General features: G+C 63.6%; 18 protein-coding genes. 7 read left to right on the forward strand and 11 right to left on the reverse strand.

The window, feature by feature from the left end:
- Positions 1 to 12: 12 nt before the first annotated feature.
- The 6 genes from PHS32_RS12745 to PHS32_RS12770 all read right to left on the reverse strand — a co-directional run bounded on the left by PHS32_RS12745 (position 13) and on the right by PHS32_RS12770 (position 7,610).
- Complete coding sequence (locus PHS32_RS12745) at positions 13 to 1,701, reverse strand: FAD-binding oxidoreductase (protein ID WP_301079376.1); 1,689 nt, start codon at positions 1,699 to 1,701, stop codon at positions 13 to 15.
- 41 nt (positions 1,702 to 1,742) lie between these two features.
- A complete protein-coding gene (locus tag PHS32_RS12750) occupies positions 1,743 to 5,510 on the reverse strand; it encodes a PAS domain S-box protein (RefSeq protein ID WP_301079377.1) in 3,768 nt (1,255 codons plus the stop codon).
- 74 nt (positions 5,511 to 5,584) lie between these two features.
- Positions 5,585 to 5,857, reverse strand: a complete 273-nt coding sequence (locus PHS32_RS12755) for a helix-hairpin-helix domain-containing protein (protein WP_301079378.1) — start codon at positions 5,855 to 5,857, stop codon at positions 5,585 to 5,587.
- Between the two features lie 6 nt (positions 5,858 to 5,863).
- The gene (locus tag PHS32_RS12760; RefSeq protein ID WP_301079379.1) at positions 5,864 to 6,319 is read right to left on the reverse strand and encodes a GNAT family N-acetyltransferase; all 456 of its coding nucleotides are present in this window, start codon (positions 6,317 to 6,319) and stop codon (positions 5,864 to 5,866) included.
- A gap of 78 nt (positions 6,320 to 6,397) precedes the next feature.
- On the reverse strand, positions 6,398 to 6,901 hold the full coding sequence (locus PHS32_RS12765) for a GNAT family N-acetyltransferase (protein WP_301079380.1): 504 nt from the start codon (positions 6,899 to 6,901) through the stop codon (positions 6,398 to 6,400).
- A 61-nt stretch (positions 6,902 to 6,962) separates the two neighbouring features.
- Complete coding sequence (locus tag PHS32_RS12770) at positions 6,963 to 7,610, reverse strand: hypothetical protein (RefSeq protein ID WP_301079381.1); 648 nt, start codon at positions 7,608 to 7,610, stop codon at positions 6,963 to 6,965.
- Positions 7,611 to 7,939: 329 nt separating this feature from the next.
- On the opposite strand from PHS32_RS12770, the gene PHS32_RS12775 reads away from it, so the two are divergent.
- The 4 genes from PHS32_RS12775 (at position 7,940) to PHS32_RS12790 (ending at position 11,759) form a co-directional block, all read left to right on the forward strand.
- Positions 7,940 to 8,371, forward strand: coding sequence for a VOC family protein (locus PHS32_RS12775; RefSeq protein ID WP_301079382.1), 432 nt, complete (start codon positions 7,940 to 7,942; stop codon positions 8,369 to 8,371).
- A 132-nt stretch (positions 8,372 to 8,503) separates the two neighbouring features.
- Positions 8,504 to 9,157, forward strand: coding sequence for a PEP-CTERM sorting domain-containing protein (locus PHS32_RS12780; RefSeq protein ID WP_301079383.1), 654 nt, complete (start codon positions 8,504 to 8,506; stop codon positions 9,155 to 9,157).
- 43 nt (positions 9,158 to 9,200) lie between these two features.
- Positions 9,201 to 10,886, forward strand: coding sequence for a diguanylate cyclase (locus tag PHS32_RS12785; protein ID WP_301079384.1), 1,686 nt, complete (start codon positions 9,201 to 9,203; stop codon positions 10,884 to 10,886).
- Positions 10,887 to 11,045: 159 nt separating this feature from the next.
- A complete protein-coding gene (locus tag PHS32_RS12790) occupies positions 11,046 to 11,759 on the forward strand; it encodes a YebC/PmpR family DNA-binding transcriptional regulator (RefSeq protein WP_301079385.1) in 714 nt (237 codons plus the stop codon).
- A 39-nt stretch (positions 11,760 to 11,798) separates the two neighbouring features.
- Here PHS32_RS12790 and PHS32_RS12795 read toward each other — a convergent pair whose 3' ends face one another.
- A complete protein-coding gene (locus PHS32_RS12795) occupies positions 11,799 to 12,698 on the reverse strand; it encodes a LysR family transcriptional regulator (protein WP_301079386.1) in 900 nt (299 codons plus the stop codon).
- A 255-nt stretch (positions 12,699 to 12,953) separates the two neighbouring features.
- Between PHS32_RS12795 and PHS32_RS12800 the strand changes: the two genes are divergently transcribed.
- The 3 genes from PHS32_RS12800 to PHS32_RS12810 all read left to right on the forward strand — a co-directional run bounded on the left by PHS32_RS12800 (position 12,954) and on the right by PHS32_RS12810 (position 16,090).
- Positions 12,954 to 13,964 (forward strand): NAD-dependent epimerase/dehydratase family protein, encoded by a 1,011-nt coding sequence (locus PHS32_RS12800; protein WP_301079387.1) that lies wholly within the window; start codon positions 12,954 to 12,956, stop codon positions 13,962 to 13,964.
- 9 nt (positions 13,965 to 13,973) lie between these two features.
- A complete protein-coding gene (locus PHS32_RS12805; protein WP_301079388.1) occupies positions 13,974 to 15,152 on the forward strand; it encodes a twin-arginine translocation pathway signal protein in 1,179 nt (392 codons plus the stop codon).
- Between the two features lie 95 nt (positions 15,153 to 15,247).
- Positions 15,248 to 16,090 carry a KilA-N domain-containing protein gene (locus tag PHS32_RS12810; protein WP_301079389.1) on the forward strand — a complete coding sequence of 281 codons (843 nt, stop codon included), beginning with the start codon at positions 15,248 to 15,250 and terminating at the stop codon, positions 16,088 to 16,090.
- Here PHS32_RS12810 and PHS32_RS12815 read toward each other — a convergent pair.
- The 4 genes from PHS32_RS12815 to PHS32_RS12830 form a co-directional block, all read right to left on the reverse strand.
- Entirely contained in the window at positions 16,053 to 16,268 is a 216-nt protein-coding gene (locus PHS32_RS12815; protein ID WP_301079390.1) for a hypothetical protein, read from the reverse strand. The two genes, PHS32_RS12810 and PHS32_RS12815, sit on opposite strands and share 38 nt — an antisense overlap.
- A 112-nt stretch (positions 16,269 to 16,380) precedes the next feature.
- Complete coding sequence (locus PHS32_RS12820; RefSeq protein ID WP_301079391.1) at positions 16,381 to 16,983, reverse strand: LysE/ArgO family amino acid transporter; 603 nt, start codon at positions 16,981 to 16,983, stop codon at positions 16,381 to 16,383.
- Positions 16,983 to 17,495: a nicotinamide-nucleotide amidohydrolase family protein gene (locus PHS32_RS12825; protein ID WP_301079392.1), complete on the reverse strand. Its 513-nt coding sequence runs from the start codon at positions 17,493 to 17,495 to the stop codon at positions 16,983 to 16,985. Before PHS32_RS12825 ends, PHS32_RS12820 begins: the two co-directional genes overlap by 1 nt.
- Positions 17,492 to 18,040, reverse strand: coding sequence for a phosphatidylglycerophosphatase A (locus PHS32_RS12830; RefSeq protein WP_301079393.1), 549 nt, complete (start codon positions 18,038 to 18,040; stop codon positions 17,492 to 17,494). Before PHS32_RS12830 ends, PHS32_RS12825 begins: the two co-directional genes overlap by 4 nt.
- Positions 18,041 to 18,043 lie beyond the last annotated feature (3 nt).

An 18,043-nucleotide genomic window follows, 5' to 3' on the forward strand; every position in this document is an offset into this window, starting at 1 on the left:
GGGCGATGGCTCTCAGTTCGCCAGCACGCCGCCAGGTCCGGCGGGCCGCTGCCGGGTGGCTATCAGCACGCCCGGGTTGAGGATGCCGGCCGGATCGGCCACCGCCTTGGCGGCGCTGAGCATCTGGCGGAACAGGTCCGGCACCTCGATCTCGTAGCCGCTGCGGTGGTCGCGACCGACCGCATGGTGGTGCGTGATGCTGCCGCCCTGCGCCACCACCGCCGCGTTGGCCGCCAGTTTGATCTCGCGCCAGGCTGCTAGCGCACTGGCGACGTCGCCGTTGGGCGAACCCAGCACGGCGATGGTGAAATAGGGCGCTACGCCGTCCGGGTAAAGGTGCGTGATGCGGCAGGAAAGCAGGCTCCCCTGACCCGTCACACGCTCGATGACGGACTGCACCTCATGCTTCACGTTTTGGTAGAAACTCTCGAACCGGTCCCAGGTGATGGCGCTCTCGAAAGTGTCCATGATGATGCCAAGTCCCACCGCCGGGTCGCGCCAGTAGGGCATGCGAATGAAGGCCCGGCGCCAGGCGCCGGCGGCGCCTTGCCGGTGTTCCTGGCTGCCCTCGTTGGCCATGGAGCGCGCCACCGCGTCGGTGTCGTATTGGCCGGCGTGATCGCGCACCAGTTCCAGGGCGCGCGCCATCCAGGGCTGCAAGGGATGGTCGGCCGACTCGAAGCCCAGCACCAGCACCGCATGGCGCCCATCGCCAACGCCCGCGAAGACGGTTTCCATGGGATCGAGCAGGCGGCAGTTGCTGGGGTTCAGGCCCGACTGCGCCAGCGCGCGCAGGCAGCGCGCGGCACTGAAGTAGTCGGCAAATTTAATCGAGGCCGAGGCCCGAAATTTCGGCTTGTCTTGCAGCCGCATCCAGGCTTCGGTGATGACGCCCAGCGTGCCTTCGCTGCCCAGCACCAGCCGGTCCGGTGCCGGGCCGGCGCCGGAGGCGGGCAGACGCCGCGTTTGCAGCACCCCGGCCGGCGTCACCATGCGCGTGGCTTCGACCAAGTCGTCGATATGCGTGTACTGGCTGGCGTAATGTCCGCCGGCGCGGGTGGCGATCCAGCCGCCCAAAGTCGAGAACTCGAAGCTCTGCGGGAAATGGCGCAAGGTCAGACCGTGCGGGCGCAATTGCGACTCGATGTCGGGCCCGAAGGCGCCGGCCTGGATGCGTGCCGCGCGGCTCACCGTGTCGATCTCCAGCACCCGCCCCAGGCGCTCCATGTCGAGCGCAATGGCGCCGGCAAAATCATTGCCGATGGCCGCTTCGACGCCGCCGCAGACGCTGCTGCCGCCACCAAAGGGAATCACCGCCACCTTGCTGCGTGCCGCCCAGTCGAGGATGTCGACGACCGCTTGCTCGTGGTCCGGGAAGGCGACCCAGTCCGGCGGATGGGGTACCTGGCGCAGCCACATGCGGGCGCAATCGGCGTAGCTCTTGCCGTAGGCATGATTGAGCCGGTCCAGCGGCGTTGCCGAGAACATGGTCGCCAGCGCCGCCGGTGGCGCGATCCTGGGCGGCGGCAGGTCAAAGTCTGCAACGGCCGGCGGCGCCACAGCGGCAAATTGTCCGCCCAACTGCTCCACCATGAATTGCACCGTGGCCTGCTCGCGCGCATCGAGCACCGTGTCGGCGGCGCCCCAGCCCCAGAAACGGCGCGCCGCGCGCCGGGAGAGACTTTCGACTGTTGCGTTCATGGGTCTCTCCGTGCAGTGCTCAAGGGGGTGGCAAGGTGGGCTCAGCGCCGCGCAAACGCTTCGAACTCGTCGACCGGCAGCGGCCGGCTGAACAAATAACCCTGGTAGGCATGGCAACCCTGGTGTGCCAGAAAGTCCCGCTGGGCTTCGATTTCAACCCCCTCGGCGAGGACCGCCAGTCCCATGCTGTCGGCCAGGGCGATCACCATCTTGGCGATGGCCGCGTCGTTGGGGTCGGTCAGGATATTGCGGACGAAGCCCTGGTCGATCTTGAGCTGGTCCAGCGGCAGGCGCTTGAGGTACGAGAGCGACGAATAGCCGGTGCCGAAATCATCCAGCGAAAAGCCGACGCCCCGAGTCTTGAGGGCACTCATCTTGGCGATGACGCCTTCCACATCGTCCACCAGCAGACTCTCGGTCAGTTCCAGTTTGAGCAGCTTCGGGTTGGCGCCGCTGCGCTCCAGTACCGTCAGCACCTGAGTGACGAAATCCTCGCGGTGGAACTGGCGGGCGCTGACATTCACCGCGATGCTGAGTTGCGCCAGCGCCGGCTGGCCGGCCCAGCGCTTCAACTGCGCGCAAGCCGTCTCCAGCACCCATTGGCCCAAGGCAAGAATCAGGTCGCTGTCCTCGGCCAGGGGAATGAACTCGGCCGGCAGCACCAGCCCGCGCTCTGGATGCTGCCAGCGCAGCAAGGCTTCGACGCCGGTCAGGCGGTCCTTGCCCACCACCTGCGGCTGGTAGTACAGGACGAACTGGTCTTTCAGAATCGCCTCGCGCAAATCCGCTTCGAGCGTGGCGCGTGTAGTGACCTCGGCCTGCATCTGCGGGTCGAAGAAGCGCAAGGCATTGCGGCCGGCCGCCTTGGCCTGGTACATCGCCAGTTCGGCGCGTTTCAGCGGTTCGTCGGTGCTGCCCTGCTGCTGGCTGCTCAACAAGGTGATGCCGATGCTGGAGGTGCTGTGATGCTCGCCGTTGTCGAGCTGGTAGGGCTGGTGCAGGGCCAGCAGAATCTTTTCGCCCACGGTTTCGGCCTGTCGGGCGGCCTCCCGGTCGCTGCGGCTCAGGTTTTCCAGCAGCACCACGAATTCGTCGCCGCTGAGCCGCGCCACGGTGTCGCCCTCGCGCGTGCAGTTGCTCAGACGCCGGGCCACTTGCTGCAACAGCAGGTCACCCTGGGAATGGCCCAGGGTGTCGTTCAAGGTCTTGAAGTTGTCGATGTCGACGAACAGCAGCGCCCCCTTGCGCAACGGCCGGCCGCCGCCCAGCAGCGCCTGCTCCAGCCGGTCGATCAGGAGTCGGCGGTTGGGCAAGCCGGTCAAGGTGTCGTAGAAAGCCAGGTTTCTGATCTGGTCCTCGGCCGTCTTGCGCGAGCTCAGATCGGCGAAGGCGCCCACGTAGTGGCTGGTCTGCCCGGTCTCGTCGGTGACGGCGCTGATGGTGAACCAGGCCGGGAACAGCTCGCCGTTTTTGCGCCGGTTCCAGATTTCGCCCTGCCAGGAGCCGCTGCGTGCAATGGCGCCCCACATGGCGGCAAAAAAGTCCGCATCGTGGCGGCCGGAGGCCAGCAGTTGGGGCGTCTGGCCGACCGCTTCCAGTGCCTCGTAGCCGGTGATCGCGCTGAAGGCCTTGTTGACCCGCAGGATCTGGCGCTGTGCGTCGGTGACCATCATGCCCTGCTGCGAATCGAAAGCGGTGGCGGCAATGCGCTGCGCTTCCTCGGCCTGCTTGCGCTCGGTGATGTCGTCCATCGTCAGCACCCGAACCACTTTGCCCTTGTAGTGCATCCGCTTGCCGCGCAGCAGGACCGGAAAGGTGGAGCCGTCCTTGCGCAAGCCGGTGGCTTCGTAGGGCAATTCATAGTCGGCCAGCATGTTTTTCAGCACCCGGTCCCGGTCCCGCGGCGCAATCCACTCGGTGTCGGAGCGGCCCACCGCCTCTTGCGAGGTGTAGCCGAACAGCTCTTGCGCCCGGCTGTTTTGTTCCAGGCATTGGCCTTGCTCCGAGATGAAAATGGCTTCCGACGCCGCTTCGCTCAAGGCCTGGTATTTTTGGCGGTTCTCTTCCAGCGCTTCTTCCGCTTTTTTGCGTTCCGTGACGTCGCGCCCGATGATCACCAGCGCCTGGCGCTGGCCTTGCTCGTCAAAGACCGGCATCTTGCGCACCTCGAACTCGTGCGCTGTGCCGTCCTCGTCCACCATGGTTTCGAAGAACAGGGCCAGCTTGCCGGCTTGCCAGGCTTTTTCGTCGTCCACCAGACAGGCCTCGTGGGCGGCCCGGAACTCCGGGTGCAATTGCGCCAGCTCCATCTCCGTCTTGTCCTGCCAGGCCAGACCGTGCAGGTGGAACAAACGCTTGGCCGGTTCGTTGGTGATTTGCCAGCGGCTCTCGGGGTCCTTGAAAAAAATGGCGTCCGGGATGGCCTCGATGAGAGCCCCCAGGCGCTTGTTGGTGAGCGCCAGCTTGACCACATTCTGCTTGTGCTCCGTGACGTCGCGCATGGCCACCTGAACGGCCGGCGCGCCGGCGTAGCTGATCCGCGTGGCCTGGATTTCCACGTCCATCGCCGTGCCGTCGAGTTTGACGAACTTCTGCTCGACCATCGGCGTGACGACTTGATCGACCGGCGTGTTCTTCATCCGTGTTTGCACGATGGCCAGAAAATCCGGATGCACAAAATCAAGCACCGGGCGGCCCAGCAGGTCTTGCCCGGAGCTGGCGCCGAACATGGCGATGGCGGCTGGATTGACATAGATCAGCAGCCCGTTGCGATGCACCGCAATGGCTTCGCGCGTCCACTCGATCAGGGTGCGAAAACGCTCTTCGCTGTCGATGATCCTGGCTTGCGCCAGTTTGCGCTCGGTAATGTCCGCAATGAAGACGGTGAAGTGCCCCAGCAGCCCGCGCTGTAGCGGCGTGAGGCTCATTTCCACCGGGAACTCCGAGCCGTCCTGGCGCAGGGCGACTCTTTCGATGCGTTGGGTCAACACCTGTCCGGGTACGGCACCGACGAGGCTGCCGCGAAAGGCGTCGCGCTGCGCCGGCGCAAGAATGGTCTCATCCAGCGGCCGTCCCAGCGCCTCGCTCTTGCGCCAGCCGAAGATCGTTTCGGCGCGCCGGCTCCAGTCTGTGATCCGGCCCTGGGCGTCGATCTCGATGATGGCGTCCAGCGCGGTGTCGAGAATGGCGCGCGTGCGGCCCTGGTTCTCCAGCAGCTCGCGCATCGTCTGGTTGAGTCGATAGCCCACCAGCATCATCAGCAGCGTGCCGCAGACCAGTGCCAGGGCCACCAGACCTTCCCAGGCAGCGCCGCTGTAGCAGAGCACCAGTGCCGGTGGCGCGGCCACGGCAGCCACAAAGCTCAGCATGGCGGTGCGTTGTTCCGCCAGCGAAATCATGGCCACCGTGCAGACCGCCAGCAGCAGGGTGACCAGCAAGGTCAACTCGGCACCGCGGGCCTGGCCTATCAGCAGGCAGGGGCCCAGCGCCCAGGCCGCGCCCGCCACCAGCGCGCCGGCCAGGAAAATCTTGCGCCAGCGCGCGATGGCCGGCGGCTGGGGCGCGGCACGCTGGAAAGCGCTGTATTCCAGGCAACCGATGGCCACATCGACCAGCAGCGCTGCCGTCCAGAGTGTCATTTCGGGCGCCGGAAAGAACCGCCCCAAGAGGCCGCCGATCAGCAGCGCCGCGCTGGCGGTGATCAGCAGGTTCAGCGGTTTGCGCGCGTAAGCGGTGTACAGCAGCCGGGCCTCGACATCGCCGCCGAGGTACGGTGCGGTGTCGCGCGGATGCGGAATACTGTCGCTCATGGGGCCTCCCTGGTTGCGCGCCGGGGCAGTTGCTGGTGTGTTCGGTTTGCCGCGGCACGGCGACAAATCTTAAATCACTTGCGCTCCCGTGTGTAGGCCCACCAGGGGCGCGCTTCCTCGCCAGCCATGAAGCGCGTCACCGAGACGAAGACGTCCAGCACGCAGGGGTCCTGGCGCAAGCCCGTTTTTTCGCACAGCCTGCGGTACATCTGGATCGGGTCCTGGCCCAGCAACTGGCTTGGCTGGTGAATACCCAGCAGCCGCAAATCTTCGGCGATCGCCGGCCCGACATTCGGCAGATCGGTGAGCGTTGCCAGGCGAGTTCGGTCGACTTTGTTTGGATTCATGTGGACTCACAACTTTCTGGTCATGAAAACGCTGTACGGATCCTCCACGTAGGTGGCAAAGGGTCCGCAGTAGGAAAAGCCGAAACTTTCGTAAAGGTTTCGCGCCGGCGCGAAGGCGTTTGCCGATCCGGTTTCCAGGCTCAGCCGGCGGTAGGCGCGACGCTGAGCTTCGTCAACGATGTGGGCAAGTATCTTCCGCGCCACGCCTTTTCTGAGATGCGAGGTGGACGTGCGCATGGATTTGATTTCGGCGTGCTGCGCGTCCAGTTCCTTGAGCGCGCCGCAACCCAGCAACTCGGCGCCTTCCCAGGCGGTCCAGAAGGTGATTTCCGGCTGGCGCAAGGCCTTGATGTCCAGCGCATGAATGCTCTCTGGCGGCGAATGCTGCGCCATGCTCTGCAGATGTTCCTGCAGCAGTTGGTGGATTTCAGGACCTCTCAGATCGTCGACTTTGATATGCATGAAATGGTTATGGCGTGGAAGGAAAGAATGCGCAGAGGAAATGGCCAGATTTTCGGCGACCGAACGAAGGCTTGAGCCTCAAGCTTGCGCAGCGTTGCTGAAGCACTGAACATAGCCCTCCCACCAGTCGCCGGCCAGCGCGTGCTCGACGAAGTTGCCGCCGGTGCAGTCGCCGATCACGCGGCGCCAGAACGCTTGGGCGGCCAGATTGCTGGCCATTTGCCCGACTTCCCACTGCCCCGGTAGCTCGGCAAACACGCGCAGGGCCATGGCTTTGCCAACGCCGGCGCGGCGATATTTTTTCAGCACGAAGAACTGGTCCATCCAGCGGCCCACGTTGTTGACCTTGACCGCCGCGTCAACCAGGGCAAAGCCGGCGTAGTGACCACCGACCTTGGCGACAAACGGATGACAACGGGCATCCGTCCAATAGCGATCCAGCGCGTAGCCGTATTCGCCATGGGCATCAAGGTCCTGGTCCCAGATGTCAGACAGTTCGTACTGGTACAACTCCAGCATCCGGAGAATCGGGAGTCGATCTTGCGGCGCGGCGCGGCAGATTTCCAGGGCGGGTGCGGTCATGGGGTGAGAGTTATGTGCCATGCTGAACGTTGAACGTTACCAGCGTCTGGTTGACGGACTTTTAGCCAGGCCGCCCCCGTCTCGTAAGCGCCAAGACTGCCGTGCAAAGCAGGAACAGCCCATAGAGCCCAGGGACGCAGCTGTCGCTACGGGCCAGTTGCAAGAAATAGCTCCGCGAGTCAATGGTGCCAGCCTTGCTTGTGTAAAAAAGAATGGTCTGAACCACAACAAGCAGGCCCAATGCAGCGTTGTAGACAATTACAAATCGCAAGCCGAATGGCCGTCCAAGCCGCGAAAGGGCGACAAATATCAGGCTGTAGACGCAATCAAGGAAAAGAGAAACCGCCATGACGAATGGCCACCATCCTTTGACATCGACACTGTTGAACCATCCAATAACTGTTGATAGCGCGCTGGATGCTGCGAGGATAAGGAAAACAACAGCAAAACTCTTGCCTGGCGTTAGCGACCCAGTGGCCCTGGTGTTTGTTCCGAATGCTCTCGCATGCCACTCAAACACCGCGCCAATGGCGCCCGAAAGCAGGACAAAGGTCGTCGCTGGCCACACGAACATCGGCTCAAGGCGCGGAAAAGCGAGCCAGTATGCAGCACACACGAAAAACAAGCCGAGGAAAAGCGATACCCAAACGCGAACGTAAGACAGCCCTCTCATGAGTCCGTTGCGGATAGCGGCAATAGGTCTGTGCATCGGCTAACTCAATACAGGGAGACAGGTTTCTGTCGCCTGAACATCGGTTCCCAATTCCTTTGCCAAGCCGCATGCATCTGGGGTTCCACGACATTCAGAAGGCAAGTAAGTCACCATAACAACTCCAGAAAAAGCAGCAAGCTGGATAGACAACAACGTGCCACTATAGCCCAGCCATTGCAGTCGTTGCCAGGGTGTCGGTCGCCCGCCGGGGCGAGACCCGGCCTGGTGGTCCTGCGCATGATTCCTCGCAAGCAAAACCCCACCGCTCCGCTGTGAAATGCCGCATCGCTAAGATGCCCCAACCATCCACCAGAAGGCTACCCACCATGTTCCGTATTCGCGAAATCGATCATCTTGTCCTGCGCGTTGTCGACCTGGATCGCATGCTGCGCTTCTACTGTGGCGCGCTGGGGTGCACGGTGGAGCGGCGGCAGGACGAAATTGGGCTGGTGCAGTTGCGCGCCGGCCGGTCCATCGTCGATCTGGTACCGGTCGATGGCAAGCTCGGGCGCGCCGGTGGCGCGGCGCCCGGAAAGGAGGCTCGCAACATGGATCACTTCTGTCTGCGGGTGGAGCCTTTCGACGAACCGGCCATTCGCCGCCAGCTGGAGGCGCGGGGCATAGCGGTCGGCCCCGTGGCTTCACGCTATGGCGCGGAGGGTGAAGGCTCCTCGATCTACCTCACCGACCCGGAAGGCAACGTGGTGGAACTCAAAGGCCCACCCAGTACCTCTGTAGCTGAGTACCAGAGGGATTAGCGCCGATCTACTACTTGGTCGCAACAGAGTCTTGATAGCAAGCTACTAGCCTAAAGGTTCCCAAGCGTCATTTGCAATCTCGCCGGTCGGTTTCAGAATTTCCTCAACACTGAAACCGATCCGGGAGCTTGCATGAAATCGCTTAAACCACTGCTGAATGTCTGCCTGGCGATTGCCGCGTCCTGTTTTGCTTTTTCCGCCGCGGCGCAGACGGCAAGCTATTCGCTCAACGCCACCGGCGTCAGCCAGTTTGGCTCGGGCGCCTATGGATCGGTCACCCTGACGCAGAGCTTCAGCGATGTGCTGGTCAGTGTCTCCTTGCGCAGCGATCTCAACTTTGTCGACACCGGAGCGCACTCGGCCTTTTCTTTCAACCTGGGCGGTGCTTCGTCCGCCAGCGACGTTACCGGCATCAGTTTCGCGAATGGACTCCATAACGTCTTTGCCGTCGCCAGCGGTACCAGCAATTCGCCTTTCAGCACCTTCAGCTACGAGATCAACTGCGTCAGCAACTGCAGCGCCGGCGGCTCGGCTGGCGGTTATGTCGATCCGCTGAACTTCACCGTCAAGAACGCGTCGCTGGCTGAATTTGGACAACTCTCCACCGGCAGCGGAACCGCCGCTTACTTTGCCGCCGACGTGATCAATCTGGCGGGCAATACCGGCACCATCGGTGCCACCGTTGCGGCCGTGCCGGAGCCGGAAAGCTATGCCATGTTGTTGGCCGGTCTGGGTCTGATGGGCTTCACGGCCTGGCGCCGCCGGGAGTCTGCTGTGCGCGCTTGACGCACCGTGACTCCCAGGCAAAACGGGCGGCGGCTTTCCTTGTATGAAACTTCGCAGCCAGATATTTTCCGGCTACATCCTGCTGGCCATGCTGGTGCTGCTGGTGGGCCTGACCGGATACCTGAGTCTGAACGCCATTGCCGAGGACTTTGACGGCGCCATCAACCGCACCCAACCGGTACTGAGGGCGCTCAACCGCATCCGCTTCCTGGCGACCCGGCAGGCGTTTTCCGTGGCTTCCGAATTGATACCCGACAGAGCTGCGCACGCCGGTGAAGCCTCGGACAAGAAAGTCGAACCGTCTGTTGCTGCACTGATGGCGGCGACTTCGGAATACCGCGCCTTGGTCGAGCAATACTTTCCGGACGAGTTGACCACCGTGAAGGCGGTGGAACAGGCGGTCAAGGACTTTGGGCGCGCGGTGGAGCAACTCGATCGCTACGGCGATGCGCTGGACGATCGTGCTTTTCATGTGCAACTGGCCCAGGTTAGAGTCGGTCTCAAGAGCTTGCTGGACTTGGTGGCCGAGGCGGCCGCCGACGAGGAGACGGAGTTTCAGAAACACCAGGCAAGTGTTGGTTCTGAATTGAGGCGTCATCTGACTTTGCTGCTGGGTGCCTGTGTGCTGTCGATACTGGCCGCCATCGGTGGCGGCGCCTTGTTCGCCAGGCGCATTGCCCAACCCATCAATGTGCTGCGCCTGGCGGCTTTGCGGCTGGGCAGCGGGCATCTGGAGAGCCGCGCCGAAGTGCAGTCAAAAAACGAGATTGGAGAACTGGCACAAACGTTCAACCAGATGGCCTCCGATCTCTCCAGCACCCTGGTTACCCGTGACTATGTCGAACTGATCCTCGAATCCCTCACCGACGGCGTCATCGTGGTGGACAAGGCCGGCCGCATCGTGCGCTGCAACTCGGCCATGCAGCAGATTTGGAACAGCGTGATCACCGGGCCGATCCTGAGCCGCGCGCTGGGGGAGGTGTTTGCCAACGAAGCCATTGGGCAAGCCCTGGCGGGCGATCCGCGGACGCCCCAGTCCTTCGAAAGCAGCCTGCGCGGCGAAAGCAATCCGGGGATCATCGTCAAGGTCTCCGTCTCCCAGGTGATGCCCGGCAGTCCCAATGACGAGCGGGTGTTGCTGGTGAAGGACATCACCGCGCAGAAGCGGATGGAAGAGCAGGTGCGGCAACTTGCCTTTTACGACCCGCTGACGAAGCTGCCCAACCGGCGCATGCTGAACGACCGATTGAGTCAAACCATGGCGGCCAGCCAACGCAGTGGACGCTATGGCGCCTTGATGTTTCTGGACCTGGACAACTTCAAACCGATCAACGACACGCTGGGGCATGGTGCCGGTGATCTGGTTTTGATGGAGGTTGCCAGGCGCCTGCTCAGTTGCGTGCGCCAGCGCGACACCGTGGCCCGCTTTGGCGGTGACGAATTTGTCGTGATGCTGGCGGAATTTGACGGCGACCAAGCCAAATCGACGCTGCAGGCGCAGGCGATTGCGGAAAAGATTCGGGCCCTGCTGGCGCAGCCTTATTCGCTGACCCTGAAAAAAGAGGGGCAAACCGAATTCACGATGGAGTATGGCTGCACGGCAAGCTTCGGCGTGGTGCTGTTCGTGGGCCACCAAGCCAGCGAGGAAGAGGTTCTGAAATGGGCCGATACGGCCATGTACCGGGCGAAGGACGCCGGCACCAATTCGATCTGCCTGTATGAGGGCTGAGGACTGCGCGCGGTTGGCCGCGGCGCATGCGTCAACCGGCGGGTGTTAACCTACGTCCCTTCGGCCCAGCGCTACATCCTTGAATCTGGCGCGCCGGTCGCAATCACCCCGAATCAAACCAGGCGCCTGGCAGCGCCATGACAAGAAGGAAACCTAGCTATGGGCGCGCAGTGGAAAGCAAAAGGCAAGGAACTGGCGGCAAACGCCAGGGGCCGCGTCTTCGGAAAATTGTCCAAGGACATCATGCTGGCGGCGCGTAGCGGCGCCGACCCGGCCGGCAATGCGCGCCTGCGCTTGCTGGTGGAGCAGGCCCGCAAGGCCTCCATGCCCAAGGACACGCTGGACCGGGCCATCAAGAAAGGCGCCGGCCTGACCGGCGAGGCGGTCAATTTCGAGCACGTGATTTACGAAGGCTTTGCGCCGCACCGCGTGCCGCTGATGGTCGAATGCCTGACCGACAACGTGAACCGCACGGCGCCTGAGATGCGGGTGCTGTTCCGCAAGGGGCAACTGGGCACCTCCGGCTCGGTGGCCTGGGATTTCGACCATGTGGGCATGATTGAAGCCGAGCCGACAGTCAAGGGCGCCGATGCCGAACTGGCCGCCATCGAGGCCGGCGCGCAAGACCTGGAGCCGGGCGACGAGGACGGCACGACGCTGTTCCTGACCGACCCCGCCGATCTCGATCTGGTGAGCCGCGCGCTGCCGGCCCAGGGTTTCACCGTCTTGTCCGCCAAGCTGGGTTACAAGGCCAAGAACCCGGTCAACCCGGCCAGCCTGAGCGCCGAGCAGTTGGAAGAAGTGGAAAGCTTCCTGGCCGCCATCGATGCCCATGACGACGTGCAGAATGTGTTTGCCGGCCTGGCCGGTTGAGGCTGGACCGGTGGCGCCGGGGACGCCTGCGGCCAGTCTTTAAATGACCGGCGGCAGGGCCTGCGCCAGAAAATCATAGACGGCGCGGATGCGGCGGTTGCCGCGGATCTCGCGGTGCACCGCCAGCCACATCGGCAGTGACGGAATCTTCAGCAGACCGGGCAGTACCCGTACCACCTCCGGGTCGCTGCGGGCCACGTAATCGGCCACAAAACCGACGCCCAACCCAGCGCGCACGGCCTGCCACTGGACGATGAAATCGTCGGTGCGCAGGGCAAAGGACTCGCGCGTGACCGGGTAGCCCATGGCCTGAAAGCCCAGCAGGATGCCGGTATCGGCGTCGCTGCCGATCAGTTCGTGCAGCAGCAGATCGGTGGCTTTGCGCGGTACCCCGCGGCGTGCCAGGTAGTTGCGATGGGCGTAAGCGCCCAGGCCCACCGTGCCGATTTTTTTTGCGATCAGGGATGACTGGTCGGGCCGCACCATGCGAATGGCAATGTCGGCCTCGCGGCGCAGCAGGTTGCTGACCTGGTTGCTCGATACCAGCTCGATCTGGATGTCGGGCAGCGCCTGGCGCAGGCTGGCCAGCAGCGGCGGTAGCATGTGCACCGCCACTGGCACGCTGGCGGTGATGCGCACCGTGCCGGCGGTCTGCGTTTGCACGCCCGACAGGGTGCGCTCCAGTTGCAGGGCGCCGGCTTCCATGCTGCGCGCTGCCTCGCTCAGGTGCAACGCCGTCGCGGTGGGCAGCAGGCCACGCCCGGTGCGTTCGAACAGCAGCACGCCCAACTGGCTCTCCAGCTCGGCAATGTGGCGCCCCAGCGTCGGCTGGCTCATTTTCAGGGTCCGCGCGGCCCCTAGCAGGCTGCCGTGGTCCAGCGCCGCTAGGAAGGAGCGCACCAGGCGCCAGTCGAAACCGTGCGGCAGGGAGGTATTCATAAATGCATGTCTGCTATGGCTATTTATGCAATTGTGGCGCAAGCCGTTTGATTTCACAATTCCGCCTATTCACCGGCTCTGTTCGCAACTGATCATTGAAATTTTCAAAAATCATGACGCGCGCAAGGGGAGACGCTGTCATGCCGGACTTGATCCGGCATCCATGGATTGCGGGTCAAGCCCGCAATGACAACGCCGCATCCTCTCCTGTGCAGCAAAGTCGTGAATTTCGAAGATATCAAAAGAGGAAAAACCATGCCATCCACTGTTCTCATCCTGGGCGCTCGCGGCCGTTTCGGCCTGGCCGCCGCCCGTGCCTTCGCCGACGCCGGTTGGCGCGTGCTGGGGCAAACCCGCCCCGCTGCCGAACTGCCGGCGGAAGCGCGCATCGAGTGGCTGGCCATCGATTTGCACGACACCCAGGCGTTGACGGCGGCGGCGCAAGGCGCCACCGTGGTGGTGCATGCGCTCAACCCGGCCTACACCCACAAGGCCTGGCGCGCCCAGGTGTTGCCCATGCTGGAGGCAGCCACGGCCGTCACGCGGGCCTTGAATGCCAGCTTGATGCTGCCCGGCAATGTGTACAACTTCGGCGCCGCCATGCCCACCGTGCTGCGCGAGGACACGCCGCAGGCGGCGCAGACCGTCAAGGGCCAGATCCGCATTGCCATGGAGGCGCAACTCAAGCGCTCCGGGGTGCGCGGCGTGGTGATTCGCGCCGGTGATTTCTTCGGCAGCGGGCGCGGCACCTGGTTCGACCAGATCATCGTCAAAGACCTGCAAAAGGGCAAGTTCACCTATCCCGGCGCGCGCGATGTGGCGACCGCCTGGGCCTATCTGCCGGACCTGGCGCGAACCTTTGTCGCGGTGGCGGCGAAGCGCGCGCAACTGCCACCGTTCGAGGTGTTGCACTTCAAGGGCTACAGCATCACCGGCCAGCGCTGGCTGGATGTGCTGGACCCGCTGGCACGCGCCCAGGGCTGGGTCGAGCCGCAGGGTCATGTGCGCTTCAAGCGCCTGCCCTGGCCGCTGATGCGCATCGGCGCGCTCCTGGTGCCGACTTTTGCGGCGCTGGCGGAAATGCGCTACTTGTGGGACACCCCGCACACGCTGGCCAATGACAAGCTCACTGCCTTGATCGGGGCGGAGCCGCATACACCGCTGGCGCAGGCGGCCAGGGCGGCGCTGGCCGATCTGGGTTGGGTGCCAGCATCGGTGCCAAGCCCGCAGGGCATGGACAGGCTGGCCCTGAATCGCATCGACTGAGCAAACACCATGCAACGCCGCAATTTCATCCGTATCGCGGGCGGTGGCGTGGTTGCCGCCGCCACGCTGTCCACGAGCGGGCTGGCAGCCTGCAGTTCCGGCCTGCCGCCCGAGGCGATCGAGGCCTGGCAGGGGCCTGGCCGCGACGTGGCCGCCGACCCGGATGTCCGGCGCTGGCTGCTGAGCCATGCCATTCTGGCGCCGCACTCGCACAACCTGCAATCCTGGATCGCCGACCTGGGCACGCCCGGCCAGATCACGCTGCGCTGCGACCTGCAACGCCTGCTGCCGCAGACCGATCCGCTGTCGCGCCAGATCATGATGAGCCACGGCACTTTTCTGGAGTTGCTGGATCTGTCGGCCCGCGAGCGCGGCCTGCGCGCCGACATTGCACTGTTTCCCGAAGGCCAGTTCGGTCCCGAAAAGCTGGACAACCGGGCGGTGGCGCGCATCCGTTTGTCGCCCGACGTCGCAGTGCGCAAAGACCCCCTGTTTGCGCAGATTCTGCGGCGCCATACCAACCGCAACGCCTACGATCCTAAGCGCGCCGTGCCGCCCGAGGCCTGGCAGGCGATGCGGGCGGCGGTACAAGCCCATGCACTGCGCTTCGGCTTTGTCGGTGCCGGGCAGGCCGAAGGCTTGGCCGTTCACCGTCGCATTGCGGCCGAGGCCTGGCGCATCGAGCTGACCACCCCGCGCACCGTGATGGAGTCCTACAAGGTGCTGCGCGTCGGCGCCGCCGAGATTGCGGCGCACCGCGACGGCCTGACGCTGCTCGATCCGACGGTGGAACTGCTGGATCGCGTAGGCCTGTTCGACCGCAGCAATGCGCCGGCACCCGACGACTACGCCAGCACCAGCCAGATCAAGGATTTTGCAAAGAAGCTGGATTCCACACCCGGCTTTTTGTGGCTGGTGAGCGAGGGCAATGAGCGCGTCACGCAGATCAACGCCGGCCGCGCCTATGCCCGGGTACAACTGGCAGCCACGGCGCAAGGCCTGTCGCTGCAACCGCTGTCGCAAGCCTTGCAGGAATACGCCGAGCAGGCCCAGCCCTATGCCGACATCCATGCGCTGTGTGGTGCCACGCGAGCCGGCCAGACGGTGCAGATGTGGGCCCGCGTCGGCTATGCGCCGCCGGTCGAGCCCGCGCCGCGCCGGCGGCTGCAGGATTTCATCCACGCTTGAAGCCGTCGCTACACGGTGTAGCGCGTGGGAAAGCCGAGACGCCACGGCACGGCACGGCCTCATAATCCGAGCAGTACCGTCTAGGGGAGCCTCGAATGAAGAACCGTGTCATTCACGTCAAAGGGTCGGAAGTGACCGTGGTCAGCCGTCACGAGCAGGACTACATCTCACTGACTGACATGGTGAAGCGCTTCGGCGATGAGAGCGTTCTGTACAACTGGCTACGCAACCGCAACACCATCGAGTTTCTGGGTATCTGGGAGCAAATCTACAACCCCGTATTTAAACCCCTCGAATTCGACAGGTTTAGAGCGCAGGCGGGGTTGAACAGTTTTACTTTATCGCCCAAGAAATGGATTGAAGCCACGAGTGCCATCGGCATCTACGCCAAGTCGGGGCGCGGCGGTGGCACCTTTGCCCACAAAGACATTGCCTTCGAATTCGGTTCCTGGCTCAGCCCCGAGTTCAAGCTCTACCTGATCAAGGAATTCCAGCGACTCAAGGACGAGGAGTCGCGCGCCACCTCGCTGGAATGGAGTTTTCAGCGGACCTTGTCCAAGGTGAATTACAAAATTCACACCGATGCCATCAAGGAGCGGCTGCTACCGCCACGCCTGACCGTCGCGCAAACCAGTGTCATCTACGCCAGTGAAGCCGACTTGCTCAACGTTGCCCTGTTTGGCATCACTGCCGCCCAATGGCGGCAACTCAACCCGCGCCAGCCGGGCAATATGCGCGACGCCGCCACGCTGGAGCAACTGGTGGTGCTCTCCAATCTGGAAAGCATCAACGCGGTATTGATTCACCAGGGCCTTGTAGCCAAAGACCGCCTGCTGCAACTCAATGCCATCGCCATCACGCAAATGCGCTCGTTGATTGGCCTGGACGCATTGAAACAACTCACCGGCGCCGGCGCAAAAAGGAGAATTTCAAAATGAGCGAACCGACCATCATCTGCCCCAATTGAAAGACAGAGATCGCCGAGAATTCAACGCCATCAAATTCCGAGACACTGTCACGGAAATTTGCCGTTGGAATACGGGCTTCTGGCAAAACAATACGCTCTGCGTGATGAATCCGATGTGCTGGAGATGGGTCACGCAGTGCGCGACCCATCCGGACTCCATGGATTGCGGATCAAGTCCGCAATGACAACTACCGATTCATCCCAGCAGGTCTACCGCCTGGTGAAGGCATGCTGCACCGTAGCAGCTCGCACAGCGCCAATTCACCCGGCCACCAGCAGTCCCGCCATCAGAAACATCACCAGCGCGATGCTGCTGTCGAGTACGCGCCACGCGCTCACGTGCTCGAACACTGGCCCCAACAGCCGGGCACCAAAACCCAGGGCTGAAAACCAGCACAGGCTGGCGGCGCAGGCGCCCCAGCCGAAGGTCCAGCGCCCCGGGTCGGGTCGCTGGTTGGCGAGCGCGCCCAGCAGGACCACGGTGTCCAGATAGACGTGCGGGTTCAGGAAGGTGAAGCCGAAGCAGATCGTCAGTGCGCGCAGGAGGGTGGTGCCGCCATCGTCTTTCACGTGCAACTGGCTACCACGCCAGGCGCGGCGTGCCGCCAGCGCGCCGTAGCCGGCCAGAAAGAGCGCGCCGCCAAAGCGGGTCACCGTCAACAGCATGTCGTTGCCGTGGATCACGACACCGGCGCCGCCGATGCCGCCCATGATCAGCAGCGCGTCGGACAGGGCGCAGAACAATACCAGCGGCAGCACATGTTCGCGCCGGATACCCTGGCGCAGCACGAAGGCGTTTTGCGAGCCGATGGCCACGATCAGCGACAGGCCGGTGGCAAAGCCGGTCCAGAAATCCGCCGGCATCAGGCGGCGTGGTCCAGCAGTTCCACCAGCCGGGTGAAGGCGTGCCGCACGGTGGCGGCGCGCACTGCGGCGCGGTCGCCATCAAAGTGGCATTTCTCGGTGACGATCTGGCCCGGCACGGCGAAGCCGAACCAGACCGTGCCCACCGGTTTGGCCGGGCTGCCGCCAGTGGGGCCGGCGACGCCGGTGACGGCCACCGCCACTTGGGCCCGCGAGTGGGCCAGGGCGCCCGTCGCCATGGCACGCGCGACGCCTTCGCAGACGGCGCCGGTGCGTTGGAGTCGCCGCTCTTCGACGCCCAGCAACTCGGTTTTGGCTTCGTTGGAGTAGGTAACAAAGCCGCGTTCGAACCAGGCGCTCGATCCGGCCAGATCGGTGCAGGCGCCAGCAATCAGACCGCCGGTGCAGCTTTCGGCCGTGACCAGTTTCAGCTCCTGCTTCAACAGCAAGTCGGCCAAGCGTTGGCACAGTTGAGGTACCGAGGGTTCTGTTTTCGACAGCGTTGCGGTCATTGAAAAAATCTCCAGCCGGCGATGACGAACAAGGCGCAACCGGCCGCCACCAGGTCATCGAGCATGATGCCGAATCCGGCCTTGCGCCAGGCGCCGGGGTCGTTCGCCAGATCGATATCGTGGAACATTTGATCGGCCCAAGCCACCGGTCCGGGCTTGACGGCATCGAAGAAGCGGAACAGGCCAAACGCCACCAGTTGCCCCCAGAATCCGGCCGGCGTCACCAGCCACAGCACCAGCCAGAAGGCCGCAATCTCGTCCCACACCACGCTGCTGGGATCCAGTACACGCATGTTTTTGGCGGTGACGCTGCAAGCCCACCAGCCCAGGGGCAGCGAGGCGGCAATCAGCCAGGCCCAGCGCGTGTCGTTCATCCAGGGTTGCAGCACCCAGAATGCCAGCCAGGCCCATAAAGTACCGGCCGTGCCGGGCGCGATCGGGCTCAGGCCGGAACCGAAACCCATGGCCACGAAATGCGCCGGCCGGTCCAGCATGAAGCGGGCGCTGGGCTGCTGGGGTGCGGTCGGAAATTCGTTCTGTGGCATGGT

Source organism: Rhodoferax sp. (assembly GCF_028714215.1).
GTDB lineage: Bacteria > Pseudomonadota > Gammaproteobacteria > Burkholderiales > Burkholderiaceae_C > Rhodoferax.

Excerpts from the sequence above, each read along its gene's own strand:
- PHS32_RS12745 (WP_301079376.1), bottom strand. The coding sequence starts at position 1,701 with ATGAACGCAACAGTCGAAAGTCTCTCCCGGCGCGCGGCGCGCCGTTTC.
- PHS32_RS12750 (WP_301079377.1), bottom strand. The coding sequence starts at position 5,510 with ATGAGCGACAGTATTCCGCATCCGCGCGACACCGCACCGTACCTCGGC.
- PHS32_RS12755 (WP_301079378.1), bottom strand. The coding sequence starts at position 5,857 with ATGAATCCAAACAAAGTCGACCGAACTCGCCTGGCAACGCTCACCGAT.
- PHS32_RS12760 (WP_301079379.1), bottom strand. The coding sequence starts at position 6,319 with ATGCATATCAAAGTCGACGATCTGAGAGGTCCTGAAATCCACCAACTG.
- PHS32_RS12765 (WP_301079380.1), bottom strand. The coding sequence starts at position 6,901 with ATGACCGCACCCGCCCTGGAAATCTGCCGCGCCGCGCCGCAAGATCGA.
- PHS32_RS12770 (WP_301079381.1), bottom strand. The coding sequence starts at position 7,610 with ATGCACAGACCTATTGCCGCTATCCGCAACGGACTCATGAGAGGGCTG.
- PHS32_RS12775 (WP_301079382.1), top strand. The coding sequence starts at position 7,940 with ATGTTCCGTATTCGCGAAATCGATCATCTTGTCCTGCGCGTTGTCGAC.
- PHS32_RS12780 (WP_301079383.1), top strand. The coding sequence starts at position 8,504 with ATGAAATCGCTTAAACCACTGCTGAATGTCTGCCTGGCGATTGCCGCG.
- PHS32_RS12785 (WP_301079384.1), top strand. The coding sequence starts at position 9,201 with ATGAAACTTCGCAGCCAGATATTTTCCGGCTACATCCTGCTGGCCATG.
- PHS32_RS12790 (WP_301079385.1), top strand. The coding sequence starts at position 11,046 with ATGGGCGCGCAGTGGAAAGCAAAAGGCAAGGAACTGGCGGCAAACGCC.
- PHS32_RS12795 (WP_301079386.1), bottom strand. The coding sequence starts at position 12,698 with ATGAATACCTCCCTGCCGCACGGTTTCGACTGGCGCCTGGTGCGCTCC.
- PHS32_RS12800 (WP_301079387.1), top strand. The coding sequence starts at position 12,954 with ATGCCATCCACTGTTCTCATCCTGGGCGCTCGCGGCCGTTTCGGCCTG.
- PHS32_RS12805 (WP_301079388.1), top strand. The coding sequence starts at position 13,974 with ATGCAACGCCGCAATTTCATCCGTATCGCGGGCGGTGGCGTGGTTGCC.
- PHS32_RS12810 (WP_301079389.1), top strand. The coding sequence starts at position 15,248 with ATGAAGAACCGTGTCATTCACGTCAAAGGGTCGGAAGTGACCGTGGTC.
- PHS32_RS12815 (WP_301079390.1), bottom strand. The coding sequence starts at position 16,268 with ATGGGTCGCGCACTGCGTGACCCATCTCCAGCACATCGGATTCATCAC.
- PHS32_RS12820 (WP_301079391.1), bottom strand. The coding sequence starts at position 16,983 with ATGCCGGCGGATTTCTGGACCGGCTTTGCCACCGGCCTGTCGCTGATC.
- PHS32_RS12825 (WP_301079392.1), bottom strand. The coding sequence starts at position 17,495 with ATGACCGCAACGCTGTCGAAAACAGAACCCTCGGTACCTCAACTGTGC.
- PHS32_RS12830 (WP_301079393.1), bottom strand. The coding sequence starts at position 18,040 with ATGCCACAGAACGAATTTCCGACCGCACCCCAGCAGCCCAGCGCCCGC.